Source organism: Desulfotruncus arcticus DSM 17038 (assembly GCF_900113335.1).
Taxonomy (GTDB): Bacteria; Bacillota; Desulfotomaculia; order Desulfotomaculales; family Desulfallaceae; genus Desulfotruncus; species Desulfotruncus arcticus.
The window spans coordinates 1-14,819 of record NZ_FOOX01000034.1 but is presented as its reverse complement, the minus strand read 5'-3'; the positions used below and the strand labels follow the sequence as shown (position 1 = coordinate 14,819).

Here is a 14,819-nt window from a genome sequence, read left to right as displayed (position 1 = left end):
GTTTTGCCGTGGTCTACGTGTCCGATGGTGCCAATGTTTACGTGCGGTTTGTTCCGCTCAAATTTAGCTTTTGCCATGTTTTATTGATTCCTCCTTCAAAATTATCCGTAAAATCTTTTAGATACAATGCCTTCCGCAATATTTTGCGGAACCTCCTCATAATGACTAAACTGCATCGTATAAGTTCCCCGGCCCTGTGTTCTAGACCGCAAATCAGTCGCATAGCCAAACATTTCAGCCAGTGGAACATAGCCGTGGATAATCTGGTTCATACCCCGCGGTTCCATTTCTTCAATCCTGCCGCGGCGAGCATTGATATCTCCGATTACGTCACCCATATATTCTTCCATGACCACCACTTCAACGCTCATAACCGGTTCCAAGAGTATTGCTCCGGCTTTTTTGGCCGCGCTCTGCAGCGCCATGCTGCCGGCTATTTTAAAAGCCATTTCCGAGGAGTCCACGTCATGGTAGGAACCGTCCAGCAATGTGGCTCGCAGATCGACCAGCGGGTACGAGGCTACTACGCCGTTTTCCATGGCTTCCTTGATGCCGTTTGATACTGCCGGAATATATTCCTTGGGTATAACGCCACCGACAATTTTATTGATAAATTCAAATCCAGTGCCCGGTTCAGCGGGTTCAACCTCAATAACCACGTGGCCGTATTGTCCCCGGCCACCGGATTGCCGGACAAATTTACCCTCTGAACGGGATTTCTTACGGATGGTCTCTTTGTAGGCAACCTGCGGTTTGCCCACAATAGCTCCAACCTTAAATTCACGCAGCAGGCGGTCAACGATGATCTCCAGGTGCAGCTCGCCCATGCCGCGGATAATTGTCTGTCCTGTTTCTGCGTCAACATGAACCCTAAAGGTGGGGTCCTCTTCACCCAGTTTTTGCAGGGCCACTGACATCTTATCCTGGTCCGCCTTGGTCTTGGGCTCAATCGCCACCGCAATTACAGGTTCCGGAAACTCCATTGATTCAAGCAAAATCGGGTGTTGATCATCACAGAGCGTATCACCGGTCGAAGTATCCTTTAAACCAACTGCAGCCACAATATCTCCCGAGTATACCTCTTTGATTTCTTCCCGGTGGTTGGCGTGCATCCTCAGGATACGGCCAATTCTTTCCCGCTTGCCCTTGGTGGTGTTAAATACATACGAACCACTGGCCAGCGTCCCGGAATAGACCCTATAATAGGTCAGTTTGCCAACGTAAGGATCAGTCATAATTTTAAAGGCCAGTGCCGAGAATGGCGCCTGGTCGTCGGCCTCACGAATTTCCTCTGTGCCGGTATCCGGAATTATGCCGTTTATGGCGGGTACGTCAACCGGTGCCGGCAGGTAATCAACAATTGCGTCCAACAATGCCTGAACGCCTTTATTCTTAAAGGACGAGCCGCATAGAACAGGGATAATTGTTGCGGTCAGTGTAGCTTTGCGCAGTGCGCTGTTTATTTCTGCCGGTTCAATTTCCCCACCATCCAGGTATTTGAGCATCAAATCCTCATCGAATTCAGCCACTGCTTCTACAAGCTTCTCCCGGTATTCAACTACCTGGTCCTCCATATCCGCAGGAATATCAGTTTCTTCACTGTTTGTTCCCAGGTCGTCAACATACCTTACCGCCTTACGGCGGATTAGATCCACATAACCCTGAAAATTTTCTTCTACTCCGATGGGAAGCTGTAGTGCTACCGGGTTGGCCCCCAGCCTTTTGCGCATCATCTCCATTACCTGGAAAAAGTCTGCTCCGATGCGGTCCATTTTATTAACGTAAGCGATCCTTGGCACCCTGTACTTGTCAGCCTGCCGCCAAACCGTTTCCGACTGTGGCTCCACACCACCAACGGAGCAAAATACGGCAACCGCGCCATCCAATACACGCAGAGATCGTTCCACTTCCACAGTGAAGTCCACATGTCCGGGTGTGTCTATAATGTTGATACAGCAACCCCTCCACTGGCACGTTGTAGCCGCGGAGGTAATAGTAATCCCCCGCTCCTGCTCTTGAACCATCCAGTCCATCGTTGCCGCGCCATCATGAACTTCACCCAGTTTATGCACTCTACCGGTGTAAAACAGAATGCGTTCAGTAGTGGTGGTCTTGCCGGCGTCGATATGTGCCATGATGCCTATATTTCGAGTTTTATCAAGCGAATGTTGTCTCGCCATTAAGACCCCCCCTTTATTACCATCTGTAATGGGCAAAAGCCTTATTGGCTTCAGCCATCTTATGCGTATCTTCCTTCCTCTTGACAGAGGCCCCGGTGTTGTTGGCGGCATCCATAATTTCATCAGCCAGCCGGTCTCTCATGGTCTTGCCGGAACGCTGCTTGGAGTACATGGTAATCCAGCGAATGGCCAGCGTTTGCCTGCGTTCAGGTCTAACCTCAATAGGCACCTGATAGTTGGCGCCACCAACACGCCGGGCCTTAACTTCAAGAACGGGCATAACATTTTTCATGGCCTGTTCAAAAACTTCCATCGGATCCTTACCCGTTTTTTCCCGAATAATATCAAAAGCACCATAGCAAACTTTTTCAGCCAGGCTCTTTTTACCATCCAGCATAATTTGGTTCATTAACTTGGTTAGCACCTTGCTGTTATAAATCGGATCAGGTAGAATATACCTTTTAGGTGCAGCACCTCTCCTGGGCATTTCATTTCCCCCCTTTGTTTGTGTTAATGCAGGGAAAACCGGCATATTTGCCGGTGAGCAAACATAGATTTCATTACATGGAAATTATTTTTTAGGTCGCTTGGCGCCATATTTGGAACGTCCCCGGTTGCGGTTCTGCACGCCTGCGCAGTCCAGGGCACCCCTTACTATATGGTACCTGACACCCGGCAAGTCCTTAACCCTGCCGCCGCGAACCAGCACCACCGAGTGTTCTTGCAGGTTGTGCCCGATACCGGGTATATATGAAGTAACTTCAATACCATTGGTCAACCTGACCCTGGCCACCTTCCGCAGAGCCGAGTTGGGCTTCTTAGGCGTTGTAGTGTAAACCCTGGTGCAGACTCCCCGTTTTTGAGGACACTCCTTCAGCGCCGGGGCCGTAGACTTTTTAAACTGCTGTTCTCTGCCTTTTCTGATCAGCTGGTGGATTGTCGGCATATCTGTTGCCACCTCCTTTATCGCAAGCTTCAATATATCTATAAATGAAGATATGCACCAACGGCTATTCTTCCGTGATGGCCGCTGTTGCACATTCCACATTGATACCACAGGCTTTGCCCAAATGCTTCATTGAATCTACTCTGACATATGGTATCTTTTTCTCCTCGCAGGCCCTAATTATGGGATCTATAACATGGTTATCCGCATTATCGGCTACATATACAACCCGGGCCAGGTTTTTTTTAATGGCCTTAATGGTTTGTTTTGTGCCTACAGTTTTACCTTTAGCCGAATGTATCCGTTTATAGGGCATGGCAAAACCTCCTAAATCCGCACACTCGAATATCATATCACCATCGGCAGCCAAAGTCAATTATTTTCTGTTTCCGGGGACGTATGCCACCGGAAACAGAAAACGGCACAAAATTGGTCGTCAGTCGTTGGTAGTCAGTGGTCGGTTCATGTACTGCAGAACGACAGACAATTAAGTTAGATAGAAGGTTCGTCTATTCCTTCAAGTAAATTCTCACTCGGCTCAATCTCCAGGTTGCGGTACCTGCTCATGCCTGTACCGGCCGGGACCAGTTTGCCTATAATTACATTCTCCTTCAGACCCAGCAATGGATCCATTTTGCCCTTGATGGCAGCTTCGGTTAATACTCTGGTCGTCTCCTGGAATGAGGCCGCCGACAAGAACGAATCTGTAGCCAAAGAAGCTTTGGTTATGCCCAGCAGTACGGGCTTGCCCTGTGCAGGCTGGCCGCCTTCGGCCTCAATGCGTGCATTTTCCTCTTCAAGCTCAAACATATCAATTAGCCCTCCGGGCAGCAGCATGGTGTCACCCGGTTCATCCACCCTGATTTTGCGGAGCATCTGGCGAATCATTACTTCGATGTGCTTATCGTTAATATCCACCCCCTGCAGGCGGTAGACCCGCTGAACCTCCTGCAGCAGGTAGATCTGCACGCCGTTGGGGCCTTTTATTTTCGCCAGGTCATGCGGGTTAACGGAACCCTCGGTAAGCTCGTCGCCGGCTTCAACGTGGACGCCGTCCCTAACTTTTAACCGGGCACCGTAAGGCACCATGTAGCTCTTCTTCTCGCCCGCATCGCTTATGATATCAATTTCCCGCCGCCCTTTTACTTCACGGACTTCCACCACGCCGGCCTCTTCTGAAATTATTGCCTGGCCTTTTGGTTTGCGGGCCTCAAAAAGTTCCTCCACCCTGGGCAGACCCTGGGTAATGTCGTCACCGGCCACCCCCCCGGTATGGAAGGTACGCATGGTGAGCTGGGTACCGGGCTCACCGATGGATTGGGCGGCAATAATACCCACAGCTTCTCCTATATCCACCATATGGCCTGTGGCCAGGTTCCGGCCATAACACTTGATGCAAACACCGTATTTGGTTCTGCAGGTCAGCACTGAACGGATTTTAACTTTCTTAATCCCTAACTCGATGATCCTATCGGCATCCTCATGCTCTATGATTTCGCCATCTTTTACTATTACCTCGCCCGTTTCCGGGTGGACGATATCCTCGCGGGCCATCCTGCCGGCAATCCGGTCCTCAAGTTTTTCAATAACTTCGGCCCCATCGGTTATTTCAGTTACGTAAATGCCCTCTTCAGTTCCACAGTCAACTTCCCTGACAATAACATCCTGGGCCACATCCACCAGACGCCTGGTCAGATAACCCGAGTCTGCTGTTCTGAGTGCGGTATCCGCCAGACCTTTACGCGCGCCGTGCGTGGAAATAAAGTATTCCAAAACGGTAAGGCCCTCACGGAAGTTAGCCTTAATCGGCAGGTCAATAATTCGTCCCGACGGGTCGGCCATCAGTCCACGCATACCGGCCAGCTGCCGGATCTGTTGAATATTACCGCGGGCGCCGGAATTGGCCATCATGTAAACCGGGTTAAACTTATCCAAGGACTCAATTAACGCATCGGTCACTCGCCTGGTGGCGTCGTTCCAGATACCAATTACCTTGCGGTAACGTTCTTCTTCCGTAATCAAACCCCGGCGGTACTGCCGCTCAACTGTTTCCACTTGTTTATCAGCGTCGGCTAAAATATCTTTCTTTTCTTTGGGAATAATGATATCAGCGTTACCGATAGTTATCCCCGCCCTGGCAGCATAGTGGAAGCCCAGTTCCTTAATGCCGTCCAAAAGCTTTTGTGTGGCAGAAAGACCAAAGTTGCGGTAAGTTTCTTCAACTAATTTGCTTAACGCCTTTTTATCAGCAACTTTGTTAAAATAGCCATATTCCTGAGGTATGGCCTGATTGAAAATAATCCGGCCGACGGTGGTTTCAATACGTTCACCCCGCCACCGCGCCTTAACGCGGGCATGCAGGCTTACCGCACCGGTTTCGTAGGCCATGGCAGCCTCTTCAGGACCGGAGAAAACCATACCTTGACCCAGCGCGTCCGGTCTTTCCATGGTCAGGTAATAGCTGCCCAAAACCATGTCCTGAGTCGGAATGGCCACAGGCTTACCGTCCTTGGGGTTTAATATATTGTAGGCCGACAGCATCAGCAACCGGGCCTCGGACTGGGCTTCAGTAGATAAAGGAAGGTGAACGGCCATCTGGTCACCGTCAAAGTCAGCGTTATATGCTGTACAAACCATGGGGTGAATCTGAATAGCCCGGCCTGCCACCAGCACCGGCTCAAAAGCCTGAATGCCCAGGCGGTGCAGCGTAGGCGCGCGGTTAAGCAGCACCGGATGATCCTTAATCACTTCCTCCAATACGTCCCAGACCTCCGGCTTGACCCGCTCCACCATGCGCTTGGCGCTTTTAATGTTGTGAGCGTGACCTTCCCGGACAAGTTTCTTCATTACAAAGGGCTTAAACAGCTCCAGCGCCATTTCCTTGGGCAAACCGCACTGGTGCAATTTGAGCTTCGGCCCCACCACAATAACGGACCGCCCGGAATAGTCAACCCTTTTACCCAGCAGGTTCTGACGAAAACGTCCCTGCTTGCCTTTAAGCATATCGCTAAGTGATTTCAACGGACGGTTGCCGGGCCCGGTAACGGGACGGCCGCGGCGACCGTTATCGATTAAGGCGTCAACCGCTTCCTGCAGCATCCTTTTTTCATTCCGGACAATAATATCCGGTGCGCCCAGGTCAAGTAGTCTTTTCAATCGATTATTACGGTTAATTACCCTGCGGTACAGGTCATTTAAATCGGAAGTGGCGAATCTGCCGCCGTCAAGCTGCACCATGGGACGCAGCTCCGGCGGAATCACCGGTACAACATCCATAATCATCCATTCGGGGCGATTGCCGCTCTTACGGAAGGCCTCCACCACTTCCAGGCGGCGGATGGCCCGTATTTTGCGCTGCCCCGTTACATCGCGCAATTCCTGGCGCAATTCCTGGCTGAGTTCGTTTAGTTTAATTTCTTCCAACAGCTTTTTAATCGCTTCCGCGCCCATAAATGCTTTAAATTCGGTTCCATATTTTTCACGATGTTCCCGGTATTCTGTTTCGGTGAGCAGCTGTTTCTGGATTAAAGGAGTTTCCCCGGGATCAATAACGATATAGGAAACGAAGTATAGCACTTTCTCCAGCGCACGTGGGGACATATCCAGCAATAGTCCCATTCTGCTGGGGATGCCTTTAAAGTACCAGATATGAGAAACCGGGGCGGCCAGCTCAATATGCCCGAGTCTCTCACGCCGCACCTTGGAACGGGTCACCTCGACTCCGCAGCGGTCACAAACCACACCCTTGTACCGAACACGCTTATATTTGCCGCAGTGACATTCCCAGTCCCTGGTGGGCCCAAAAATACGCTCGCAAAACAGCCCGTCTCTTTCCGGCTTTAGAGTGCGATAGTTGATGGTTTCAGGTTTTTTGACCTCGCCACTGGACCAATTCCTAATTTGTTCCGGTGAGGCCAGCCCTATACGAATACGGTCGAAGTTGTTTAAGTCCAGCAAGGACCTCTCTCCCTTCCGGGTATTTAATCCTCTTCAATATCGTTTCCAAAATCATCGTCATCAGCTTCCAAGTCGCTCATCACATCATCAAGATCATCTATGCTGTCATCCAGTTCTGTTTCATCGCTATTTACGAAAACCTCCTCGCCAATCTCAATTGCCTCATCATCTTCAATATCCTCGGGCGAAGTGTCTTCATCCAGCTCGTCGTCATCTCCTGCGTCTTCTTTGTCCCGTCTCCTCCCCCTGTCCTCATGAAGTTCAATCCCCAGGTCTTTGGCCGTTTCCGTAATATCTTCTTCAATCTCTTTTATTTCAATTTCCTGATCGTCTTCTGATAGAACCTTAACATCCAGTCCAAGGCTTTGCAGTTCTTTAATCAATACTTTAAAAGATTCCGGCACCCCGGGTTCGGGAACATTTTCGCCCTTGACGATGGACTCGTAGGTTTTAACCCGGCCCACCACATCGTCGGACTTGACGGTAAGTATTTCCTGCAGTGTATACGCAGCACCGTATGCCTCCAGGGCCCAAACTTCCATTTCACCAAAGCGCTGGCCGCCGAATTGGGCCTTGCCGCCCAGCGGCTGTTGTGTAACCAGTGAATATGGACCGGTTGACCTGGCGTGAATCTTATCATCTACCAGGTGCGCCAGCTTGAGCATATAAACGTAACCAACGGTAACGGGGTTGTCAAACGGTTGACCAGTACGCCCGTCATACAGGGTTATTTTACCATTCGCAGGCAGACCGGCCCGTTCCAGCTGTTCCACGAGATCTTGTTCCCTGGCCCCGTTAAAAACAGGGGTTGCGACAGTTATGCCCAGTGCTTTTGCCGCCCAGCCAAGGTGGGTCTCCAGCACCTGCCCGATGTTCATCCGGGAAGGCACCCCCAGGGGGTTAAGCACAATTTCTATAGGCGTGCCATCCGGCATAAAAGGCATATCTTCTTCCGGCAGAATTCGGGCGATAACGCCCTTGTTGCCGTGCCGGCCGGCCATTTTATCTCCCTGGGAGATTTTCCTTTTTTGGGCGATGTAGGCGCGAACCAACTGATTGACACCGGGTGGCAATTCGTCACCGTTGTCACGGGAAAATACCTTGACATCGACTATCTTACCAGCCTCGCCGTGTGGCACACGCAATGAAGTGTCCCTGACTTCCCGTGCTTTCTCACCGAATATCGCCCTGAGCAACCGTTCTTCGGCAGTGAGCTCGGTTTCGCCTTTGGGCGTTACCTTACCCACCAGGATATCGCCGGGCCGCACTTCAGCGCCCACCCTGATGATCCCCCGGTCGTCCAGGTCTTTTAGTATTTCTTCACCCACGTTGGGGATATCCCGGGTAATTTCCTCGGGTCCCAGTTTGGTGTCGCGGGCGTCGCATTCGTATTCTTCTATATGAATGGAGGTGAAGTAGTCCTCCTTGACCATCTTTTCGCTAACCAAAATGGCGTCTTCGTAGTTATAACCTTCCCAGGGCATAAAGGCCACCAGCACGTTGCGCCCCAGCGCCAATTCACCATAGTCGGTGGAAGGCCCGTCGGCAATAACCTGACCGGCTTTAATCACATCGCCCTTGTTGACAATGGGGCGCTGGTTGATACAGGTTCCCTGGTTTGACCTTGTAAATTTTAAAAGTTTGTGTTTTTCCAGTTCACCGGTATTGCTTCGAATAGTAACTTCACTGGCGGTAACCTTTTCCACCACCCCGTCATTTTTGGCCAGCCTGACAACGCCCGAGTCCCTGGCCGCCTTGTATTCAATACCGGTGCCAACCAGCGGGGCCTGCGTCTTTAACAAAGGTACGGCCTGGCGCTGCATGTTGGCGCCCATCAAAGCCCGGTTGGCGTCGTCGTGTTCCAAAAAAGGTATCATTGAGGTAGCAATACTGAAAACCTGCTTGGGAGAAACATCCATATAATCTACCTGTTCAGCCGGTGAAACTAAAATATCTTTACCGTGTCGTGCGTTAACCCGGGCGGTGGAAAAATAAGAATTTTCGTCCAGCGGCGCGTTGGCCTGGGCAATGATTTTATCTTCCTCCTCATCAGCCGTCAGGTAAACAATTTCATCGGTAACCCGCCGGTTTTCCTTGTCCACTTTCCGGTAAGGCGTTTCAATAAATCCAAAGGAGTTAATTCGCGCATAAGTTGACAGAGAACCAATCAAGCCGATGTTCGGACCTTCAGGCGTCTCAATAGGACACATGCGTCCGTAGTGCGAGTGGTGTACGTCCCGGACTTCAAAACCGGCCCGCTCACGACTCAATCCGCCGGGACCCAGTGCCGATAAACGGCGTTTGTGCGTTAACTCCGCCAGCGGGTTGGTTTGATCCATAAACTGGCTGAGCTGGCTGGAGCCAAAGAATTCTTTGATGGAAGCAACCACCGGGCGGATATTGATCAACACTTGGGGTGTAATAACATCAACGTCCTGAATGGTCATCCGCTCACGGACCACCCGCTCCATTCTTGACAGTCCAATCCGAAACTGGTTCTGCAATAATTCCCCTACCGAACGCAGTCTGCGATTACCAAGGTGGTCAATATCGTCGACCTGACCTTCGCCGTCCATTAACCGGAGCAGGTACTTTACTGTTTCGATAATGTCCTGTGGAGTTAGCTCACGAATAAATTCCCTTACCACGGGAACTTCGGTTTTAAGATAAGGGTCGTATTCCGTAGCGGTATTCTCAGTTTCCGGGTAACGGTACAGTATTCCATGCTTTAGCTTCTTATTTAACTTGTAGCGGCCTACATTGGCTAAGTCATAGCGTTTAGGGTCAAAGAATAACGTTTCCAACAAAGAACGGGCACTTTCAACTGTTGGCGGTTCACCGGGGCGCAGGCGTTTGTAGATTTCCACCAGTGCGTCTTCCTCGGAATCGGTGTTGTCCCGCGCAAGAGTTTCCTGGATGTGCTTGTTCTCATCGAACAAATCCAGTATCATGGCATTGGAACCATACCCCAGCGCCCTGATCAGCACAGTCCCGGGGATCTTTCTGGTGCGATCAATACGAACATACACCTGGTCGTTTAGGTCGGTCTCCAGTTCCAACCAGGCGCCCCGGTTTGGTATTATGGTTGCGCCATATAGTTTCTTACCGCTGGGGTCCTGGGTTTCAGCAAAGTAAACGCCGGGTGAACGAACCAGCTGGCTGACGATAACCCGTTCCGCGCCATTAATAATAAAAGTGCCCTTTTCAGTCATGAGCGGGAAGTCACCCATAAATACTTCCTGCTCCTTGACTTCCCCGGTTTCCTTGTTGATTAAGCGTACCTTGACCCGCAGCGGAGCAGCGAACGTAACATCACGCTCTTTACATTGTTCTACGTTATATTTGGGCTTTCCGAGGTTATAGTCCAGAAACTCCAGCACCAGATTCCCTGTGAAATCCTGAACCGGGGAAATATCATAAAATACCTCCCGCAAGCCGGTAGATAGAAACCACTCGTAGGAATTGCGCTGGACCTCGATGAGATTGGGCAATTCAAGAACCTCGCGCAGTTTGCCAAAACTCCATCTGGTCTTGACACCCAGTTGCTCAGGATACATCTAAAGCACCACACCCCCACTAATATTGACCAACAACGAAAAGCAAGGTCTTGTCCTATTTACAATCCCTCGCCTTCTAAAATAAAAAAACCCTATCTAAAATATTATTTCCAGTATTTTTATGATGGATACATGAATATTTGATGACTTTAACAACATCCATATGTAACGTCAGTTTTAATTGGTACTTTCGCGACATTTTAGAATTATAACACGTGCTTTTTTACCTGTCAAGATAAATATTGTTAAAACGCACAAATTATCCTTATACGCACAAAGAGCCACTCACTAGACAGTGGCTCTTTATGCTGGTTAATTCCCAAATTACTTAATTTCAACGGTTGCCCCGGCTTCAGCCAATTTGGCTTTAAGGGCTTCTGCTTCTTCTTTGCTGATTTTTTCTTTAACCGGTTTCGGAGCGCTGTCAACCAACTCTTTGGACTCTTTAAGACCCAGTCCGGTAGCCTCACGAACCACTTTGATAACGTTAACTTTCTTATCGCCAACAGCAGAAAGAATAACATCAAATTCGGTCTGCTCTTCTTCAGCGGCGGCAGGAGCGGCACCTGCTGCAGGCATAGCGGCCACTGCGGCTACAGGAGCGGCCGCGCTGACACCAAACTCATCTTCAAAGGCCTTCACTAATTCGGCCAGTTCTAATACAGTCAAGCCCTTAACGGCTTCAAGGATTTCTTGCACTTTTGACATATTAATAAACCTCCCTAAATTGTTTGTTGCATAAAATAAAATTTACTACCCGGAAAGCCGCTAGCTCGTGGCCTCCCCTGCTTTTTTCTCCCTTACTGCTTCCAATACGTAAACCAGGTTCCTCAGGAGGCCTTGCAGTGCGCCGGCAAAACCATACATTGGCGTCTGCATACCACCAAGCACTTTGGCCAGTAGAACTTCACGGGATGGAAGATTGGCCAGTTCCTTAATCTGAGCATCATCAACCACGCGGCCTTCTAAAATCCCGGCCTTGATTCCAAGCTGTTTATATTCTTTGGCAAAATCACTTAAAATTTTAGCCGGTGCCACCGGATCTTCAAAACCGAAAGCCAATGCGGTAGGGCCTTCAAGATATTCATCCATTCCCTCAATGCCAAGCTCGCGAGCTGCAATCTTGGTAATGGTATTCTTGGCAACCTTGATTTCACTGCCGGACTCACGCATTTTACGACGCAGTTTAGTCATAGCGCCAACATCCATGCCTTTGTAGTCAGCCATTACTATCAATTGGGCAGAACCCATTTTTTCCTTTAGCATTTGCAGCATTTGTTCTTTTTCCTGCTTGCTGATCGGCAATATGTACACCTCCTTCCAAGATGCGTTACTATTCAAGTATTCAGAAGTCAGGAGTCAGAATACCTTCGTTAATATGATTATAGTAATTTATTACCCCTTGAACCTTTTCCATACCAGTAGTTCATCAAATGTTATTGCCGGTAATTACATTCTGACTCCTGACTTCTGGCTCCTGACTCCTGAAATCAAAAAGCCCCCGGCAAGTTTTAGACAGCATGCCAGAGGCCCGTAAGCAAATAAGCTTTCAGGTGCAACCCTTTATGGCCTCGGCTGGCGGCTTGATGCCATTATGTCCCAAAGGACGCCTGCTGTCTGCGGCGGTACCAGTATGAATTTTTAACCTATCGCTAAAGTGTGATTTTTTGTGAGTTGACCTTAACACCGGGCCCCATTGTGGTGGTAACGGTAACACCTTTGATATACTGACCTTTGGCTGCCGACGGTTTAACTCTGATCAGCTGCTGAACCAGTGCCTTTAAGTTATCAGTCAACTTTTGGGCTTCAAAGGATACCTTGCCAATTGGTGCGTGGATATTACCTGCTTTATCAACCCGGTATTCAATCTTACCCGCTTTAACTTCCTGAATTGCCCGGGCTACGTCAAAGGTGACAGTACCGGTTTTGGGGTTTGGCATTAATCCGCGGGGGCCAAGAATACGTCCTAGCTTACCCACAACACTCATCATGTCGGGAGTGGCGATGGCCACCTCAAAACCCAGCCAGCCTTCCTTTTGGATCTTTTCCACCATATCTTCCGCACCGACAAAATCAGCTCCGGCTTCTTCTGCCTCTTTAACCTTATCGCCCTTGGCAAAGACCAGCACAGTACGGGATTTACCGGTTCCATGCGGCAGTACCATGGCCCCACGAACCTGTTGGTCCGCGTGCCTGGGGTCAACGCCCAACCGGATAGCCACTTCAACGGTTTCGTCAAACTTGGCTTTGGCCATGTTTTTCACCAGTTCCATGGCCTCAAGTGGCTCGTATGCTGTTGCGCGGTCAACCTGTTTAGCGGCATCCTGATACCTTTTTCCGTGTTTCGGCATAAATATTCAACCTCCCTGTGGTAATAGCGGATAATTCCTCCCACATTTGTTTAACCAACAACCTCAATACCCATGCTGCGGGCTGTCCCTTCAATCATACGCATGGCTGCTTCAACGTTTGCTGCGTTTAAATCTTCCATTTTAAGCTCGGCAATCTCTTTTACTTGAGCACCGGTGACCTTGCCAACTTTTTTTGTGTTGGGCTCACCGGACGCAGTTTCCAGGCCGGCCGCCTTTTTAAGCAGTACAGCCGCCGGAGGGGTTTTGGTTACAAAAGTAAAACTTCTGTCCTCGTATACCGTTATCTCAACAGGAATAATCAACCCTGCCTGTTTGGCTGTGCGCTCGTTGTAATCCTTTACAAACTGCATGATGTTAACACCATGCTGACCCAGAGCCGGACCTACCGGTGGCGCGGGAGTAGCTTTACCTGCCGGGACCTGCAATTTAATAATAGCTGCCACTCGCTTGGCCATAATGTCACACCTCCTTACGCTGTTAACTTATTTTTTCCACCTGATTATATTCAAGTTCTACCGGGGTTTCCCGGCCAAACATAGAAATCAGCACCCTTAGCTTGCCTTTATCAAAAAGTATTTCTTCAATAATACCGCCAAAATTTTCGAAAGGTCCTGATATGACGCGAACCTGTTCGCCAACATTAAAGTCTACTTTTGTCCGTGGTTCGTCGATACCCATTTGTCTTACAATAGCCTGGGCTTCGTCCTCGTTTAGGGGAATGGGTTTGGAGCCACTGCCGACAAAACCGGTAACCCCGGGGGTGTTGCGCACAACATACCACGAGTCGTCGGTCATAATCATTTCAACTAAAACATAACCCGGAAAAACCTTCCGCTTGGTAACCTTTTTCTTACCGTCCTTAATCTCAATTTCGTCTTCCATGGGAACCAGAATGCGGAATATCTTATCCTCCATATTCATGGATTCAATGCGCTTTTCCAGGTTCGCCTTAACCTTATTCTCGTAGCCGGAGTAGGTATGTATGACGTACCAGCGCTTATTCATAAACACAAGGGACCCGGCGTGAACGCAGGTCCCTCACCCCCTCGATCATTTTATTAGCACACCCATGACCGCGCCAAGCAGGGCATCAAAGACCCAGATCAATACTCCCACAAATACAACGGATACTACTACCACCGAAGTATAAATAGCTGTTTCCCTGCGGTTAGGCCAGTGTACTTTCTTGAGCTCGTTCATTACCCCGCGAATATACGTTCTGGCACTTTCTATCCGGTTTGGCTTATTAGCCGCTGGTTTATTGGCTGCAGCTTTTTTAACCGTTTCTTTGCGCTCTTTTTTAACGAGTTCTTTTCCTGAGTTCTTGTCTTTTTTGTTTGACTTGTCCTGTTTATTGACTTCGGCCATCATGCCACATCCTTAAACAAAATAAAGGGCTAATATGCTACCTAGTTTCCTTATGCACAGTATGCGTATGGCAAAACTTACAGTATTTTTTGATTTCAATCCTGTTGGGATCATTCTTCTTATTCTTAGTAGAAGAATAATTTCTTCGCTTGCATTCGGTGCAGGCCAACGTTACTCCCACCCTCACCGAGTTCACCTCCCTAAATTAAAAAAAGACTTGACTTCCCGTTTTTAAAATTACCCTACCAACTTTATCACAATTCGAAAACACTGTCAAGATAAGGATGGGGAATTGGCCTAACCAACTCCCCCATCAGGTTATTGAAGAAATATCAATCTATACGTTTACTCGTTGATGCCGGTGACAACGCCGGCGCCCACGGTGCGGCCGCCTTCACGGATGGCGAAACGCAGACCTTCTTCAATGGCGATCGGTGTA

Annotated in this window: 14 protein-coding genes and 1 other annotated feature; all 14 genes read right to left on the bottom strand. The window is 49.3% G+C overall.

Annotated features, from left to right (window positions below):
• Positions 1-101: 101 nt before the first annotated feature.
• The gene (fusA, locus tag BM056_RS24925) at positions 102-2,180 is read right to left on the bottom strand and encodes an elongation factor G (RefSeq protein WP_092476095.1); all 2,079 of its coding nucleotides are present in this window, start codon (positions 2,178-2,180) and stop codon (positions 102-104) included.
• Positions 2,181-2,196: 16 nt separating this feature from the next.
• On the bottom strand, positions 2,197-2,667 hold the full coding sequence (gene rpsG, locus BM056_RS24920) for a 30S ribosomal protein S7 (protein WP_092476092.1): 471 nt from the start codon (positions 2,665-2,667) through the stop codon (positions 2,197-2,199).
• A gap of 84 nt (positions 2,668-2,751) precedes the next feature.
• Complete coding sequence (rpsL, locus tag BM056_RS24915) at positions 2,752-3,126, bottom strand: 30S ribosomal protein S12 (RefSeq protein WP_092476088.1); 375 nt, start codon at positions 3,124-3,126, stop codon at positions 2,752-2,754.
• A gap of 64 nt (positions 3,127-3,190) precedes the next feature.
• Positions 3,191-3,442 (bottom strand): ribosomal L7Ae/L30e/S12e/Gadd45 family protein, encoded by a 252-nt coding sequence (locus BM056_RS24910; RefSeq protein ID WP_092476085.1) that lies wholly within the window; start codon positions 3,440-3,442, stop codon positions 3,191-3,193.
• Positions 3,443-3,618: 176 nt separating this feature from the next.
• Positions 3,619-7,083: a DNA-directed RNA polymerase subunit beta' gene (gene rpoC / locus BM056_RS24905; RefSeq protein ID WP_092476083.1), complete on the bottom strand. Its 3,465-nt coding sequence runs from the start codon at positions 7,081-7,083 to the stop codon at positions 3,619-3,621.
• A gap of 23 nt (positions 7,084-7,106) precedes the next feature.
• Positions 7,107-10,640: a DNA-directed RNA polymerase subunit beta gene (gene rpoB, locus BM056_RS24900; RefSeq protein ID WP_092476080.1), complete on the bottom strand. Its 3,534-nt coding sequence runs from the start codon at positions 10,638-10,640 to the stop codon at positions 7,107-7,109.
• Between the two features lie 324 nt (positions 10,641-10,964).
• Positions 10,965-11,348: a 50S ribosomal protein L7/L12 gene (gene rplL, locus BM056_RS24895; RefSeq protein WP_092476077.1), complete on the bottom strand. Its 384-nt coding sequence runs from the start codon at positions 11,346-11,348 to the stop codon at positions 10,965-10,967.
• A 60-nt stretch (positions 11,349-11,408) separates the two neighbouring features.
• Positions 11,409-11,945, bottom strand: a complete 537-nt coding sequence (gene rplJ / locus BM056_RS24890) for a 50S ribosomal protein L10 (protein WP_092476074.1) — start codon at positions 11,943-11,945, stop codon at positions 11,409-11,411.
• Between the two features lie 177 nt (positions 11,946-12,122).
• Positions 12,123-12,281: a sequence feature (ribosomal protein L10 leader region), on the bottom strand.
• An 11-nt stretch (positions 12,282-12,292) separates the two neighbouring features.
• Positions 12,293-12,991, bottom strand: coding sequence for a 50S ribosomal protein L1 (gene rplA / locus BM056_RS24885; protein ID WP_092476071.1), 699 nt, complete (start codon positions 12,989-12,991; stop codon positions 12,293-12,295).
• A gap of 50 nt (positions 12,992-13,041) precedes the next feature.
• Positions 13,042-13,467, bottom strand: a complete 426-nt coding sequence (rplK, locus tag BM056_RS24880) for a 50S ribosomal protein L11 (protein WP_092476068.1) — start codon at positions 13,465-13,467, stop codon at positions 13,042-13,044.
• A gap of 22 nt (positions 13,468-13,489) precedes the next feature.
• Positions 13,490-14,017, bottom strand: coding sequence for a transcription termination/antitermination protein NusG (gene nusG, locus BM056_RS24875; protein WP_092476098.1), 528 nt, complete (start codon positions 14,015-14,017; stop codon positions 13,490-13,492).
• Positions 14,018-14,062: 45 nt separating this feature from the next.
• Positions 14,063-14,380 carry a preprotein translocase subunit SecE gene (gene secE, locus BM056_RS24870; RefSeq protein ID WP_092476065.1) on the bottom strand — a complete coding sequence of 106 codons (318 nt, stop codon included), beginning with the start codon at positions 14,378-14,380 and terminating at the stop codon, positions 14,063-14,065.
• Positions 14,381-14,417: 37 nt separating this feature from the next.
• Positions 14,418-14,567 carry a 50S ribosomal protein L33 gene (gene rpmG / locus BM056_RS24865; protein WP_081411077.1) on the bottom strand — a complete coding sequence of 50 codons (150 nt, stop codon included), beginning with the start codon at positions 14,565-14,567 and terminating at the stop codon, positions 14,418-14,420.
• A gap of 158 nt (positions 14,568-14,725) precedes the next feature.
• A partial coding sequence (locus tag BM056_RS24860; RefSeq protein ID WP_131820847.1) for an EF-Tu C-terminal domain-related protein occupies positions 14,726-14,819 on the bottom strand: 94 nt, incomplete at its 5' end.

Bases quoted from the DNA above. Each gene is read 5' to 3' on its own strand.
- fusA (WP_092476095.1), bottom strand. From the start codon at position 2,180: ATGGCGAGACAACATTCGCTTGATAAAACTCGAAATATAGGCATCATG.
- rpsG (WP_092476092.1), bottom strand. From the start codon at position 2,667: ATGCCCAGGAGAGGTGCTGCACCTAAAAGGTATATTCTACCTGATCCG.
- rpsL (WP_092476088.1), bottom strand. From the start codon at position 3,126: ATGCCGACAATCCACCAGCTGATCAGAAAAGGCAGAGAACAGCAGTTT.
- BM056_RS24910 (WP_092476085.1), bottom strand. From the start codon at position 3,442: ATGCCCTATAAACGGATACATTCGGCTAAAGGTAAAACTGTAGGCACA.
- rpoB (WP_092476080.1), bottom strand. From the start codon at position 10,640: ATGTATCCTGAGCAACTGGGTGTCAAGACCAGATGGAGTTTTGGCAAA.
- rplL (WP_092476077.1), bottom strand. From the start codon at position 11,348: ATGTCAAAAGTGCAAGAAATCCTTGAAGCCGTTAAGGGCTTGACTGTA.
- rplA (WP_092476071.1), bottom strand. From the start codon at position 12,991: ATGCCGAAACACGGAAAAAGGTATCAGGATGCCGCTAAACAGGTTGAC.
- rplK (WP_092476068.1), bottom strand. From the start codon at position 13,467: ATGGCCAAGCGAGTGGCAGCTATTATTAAATTGCAGGTCCCGGCAGGT.
- nusG (WP_092476098.1), bottom strand. From the start codon at position 14,017: ATGAATAAGCGCTGGTACGTCATACATACCTACTCCGGCTACGAGAAT.
- secE (WP_092476065.1), bottom strand. From the start codon at position 14,380: ATGGCCGAAGTCAATAAACAGGACAAGTCAAACAAAAAAGACAAGAAC.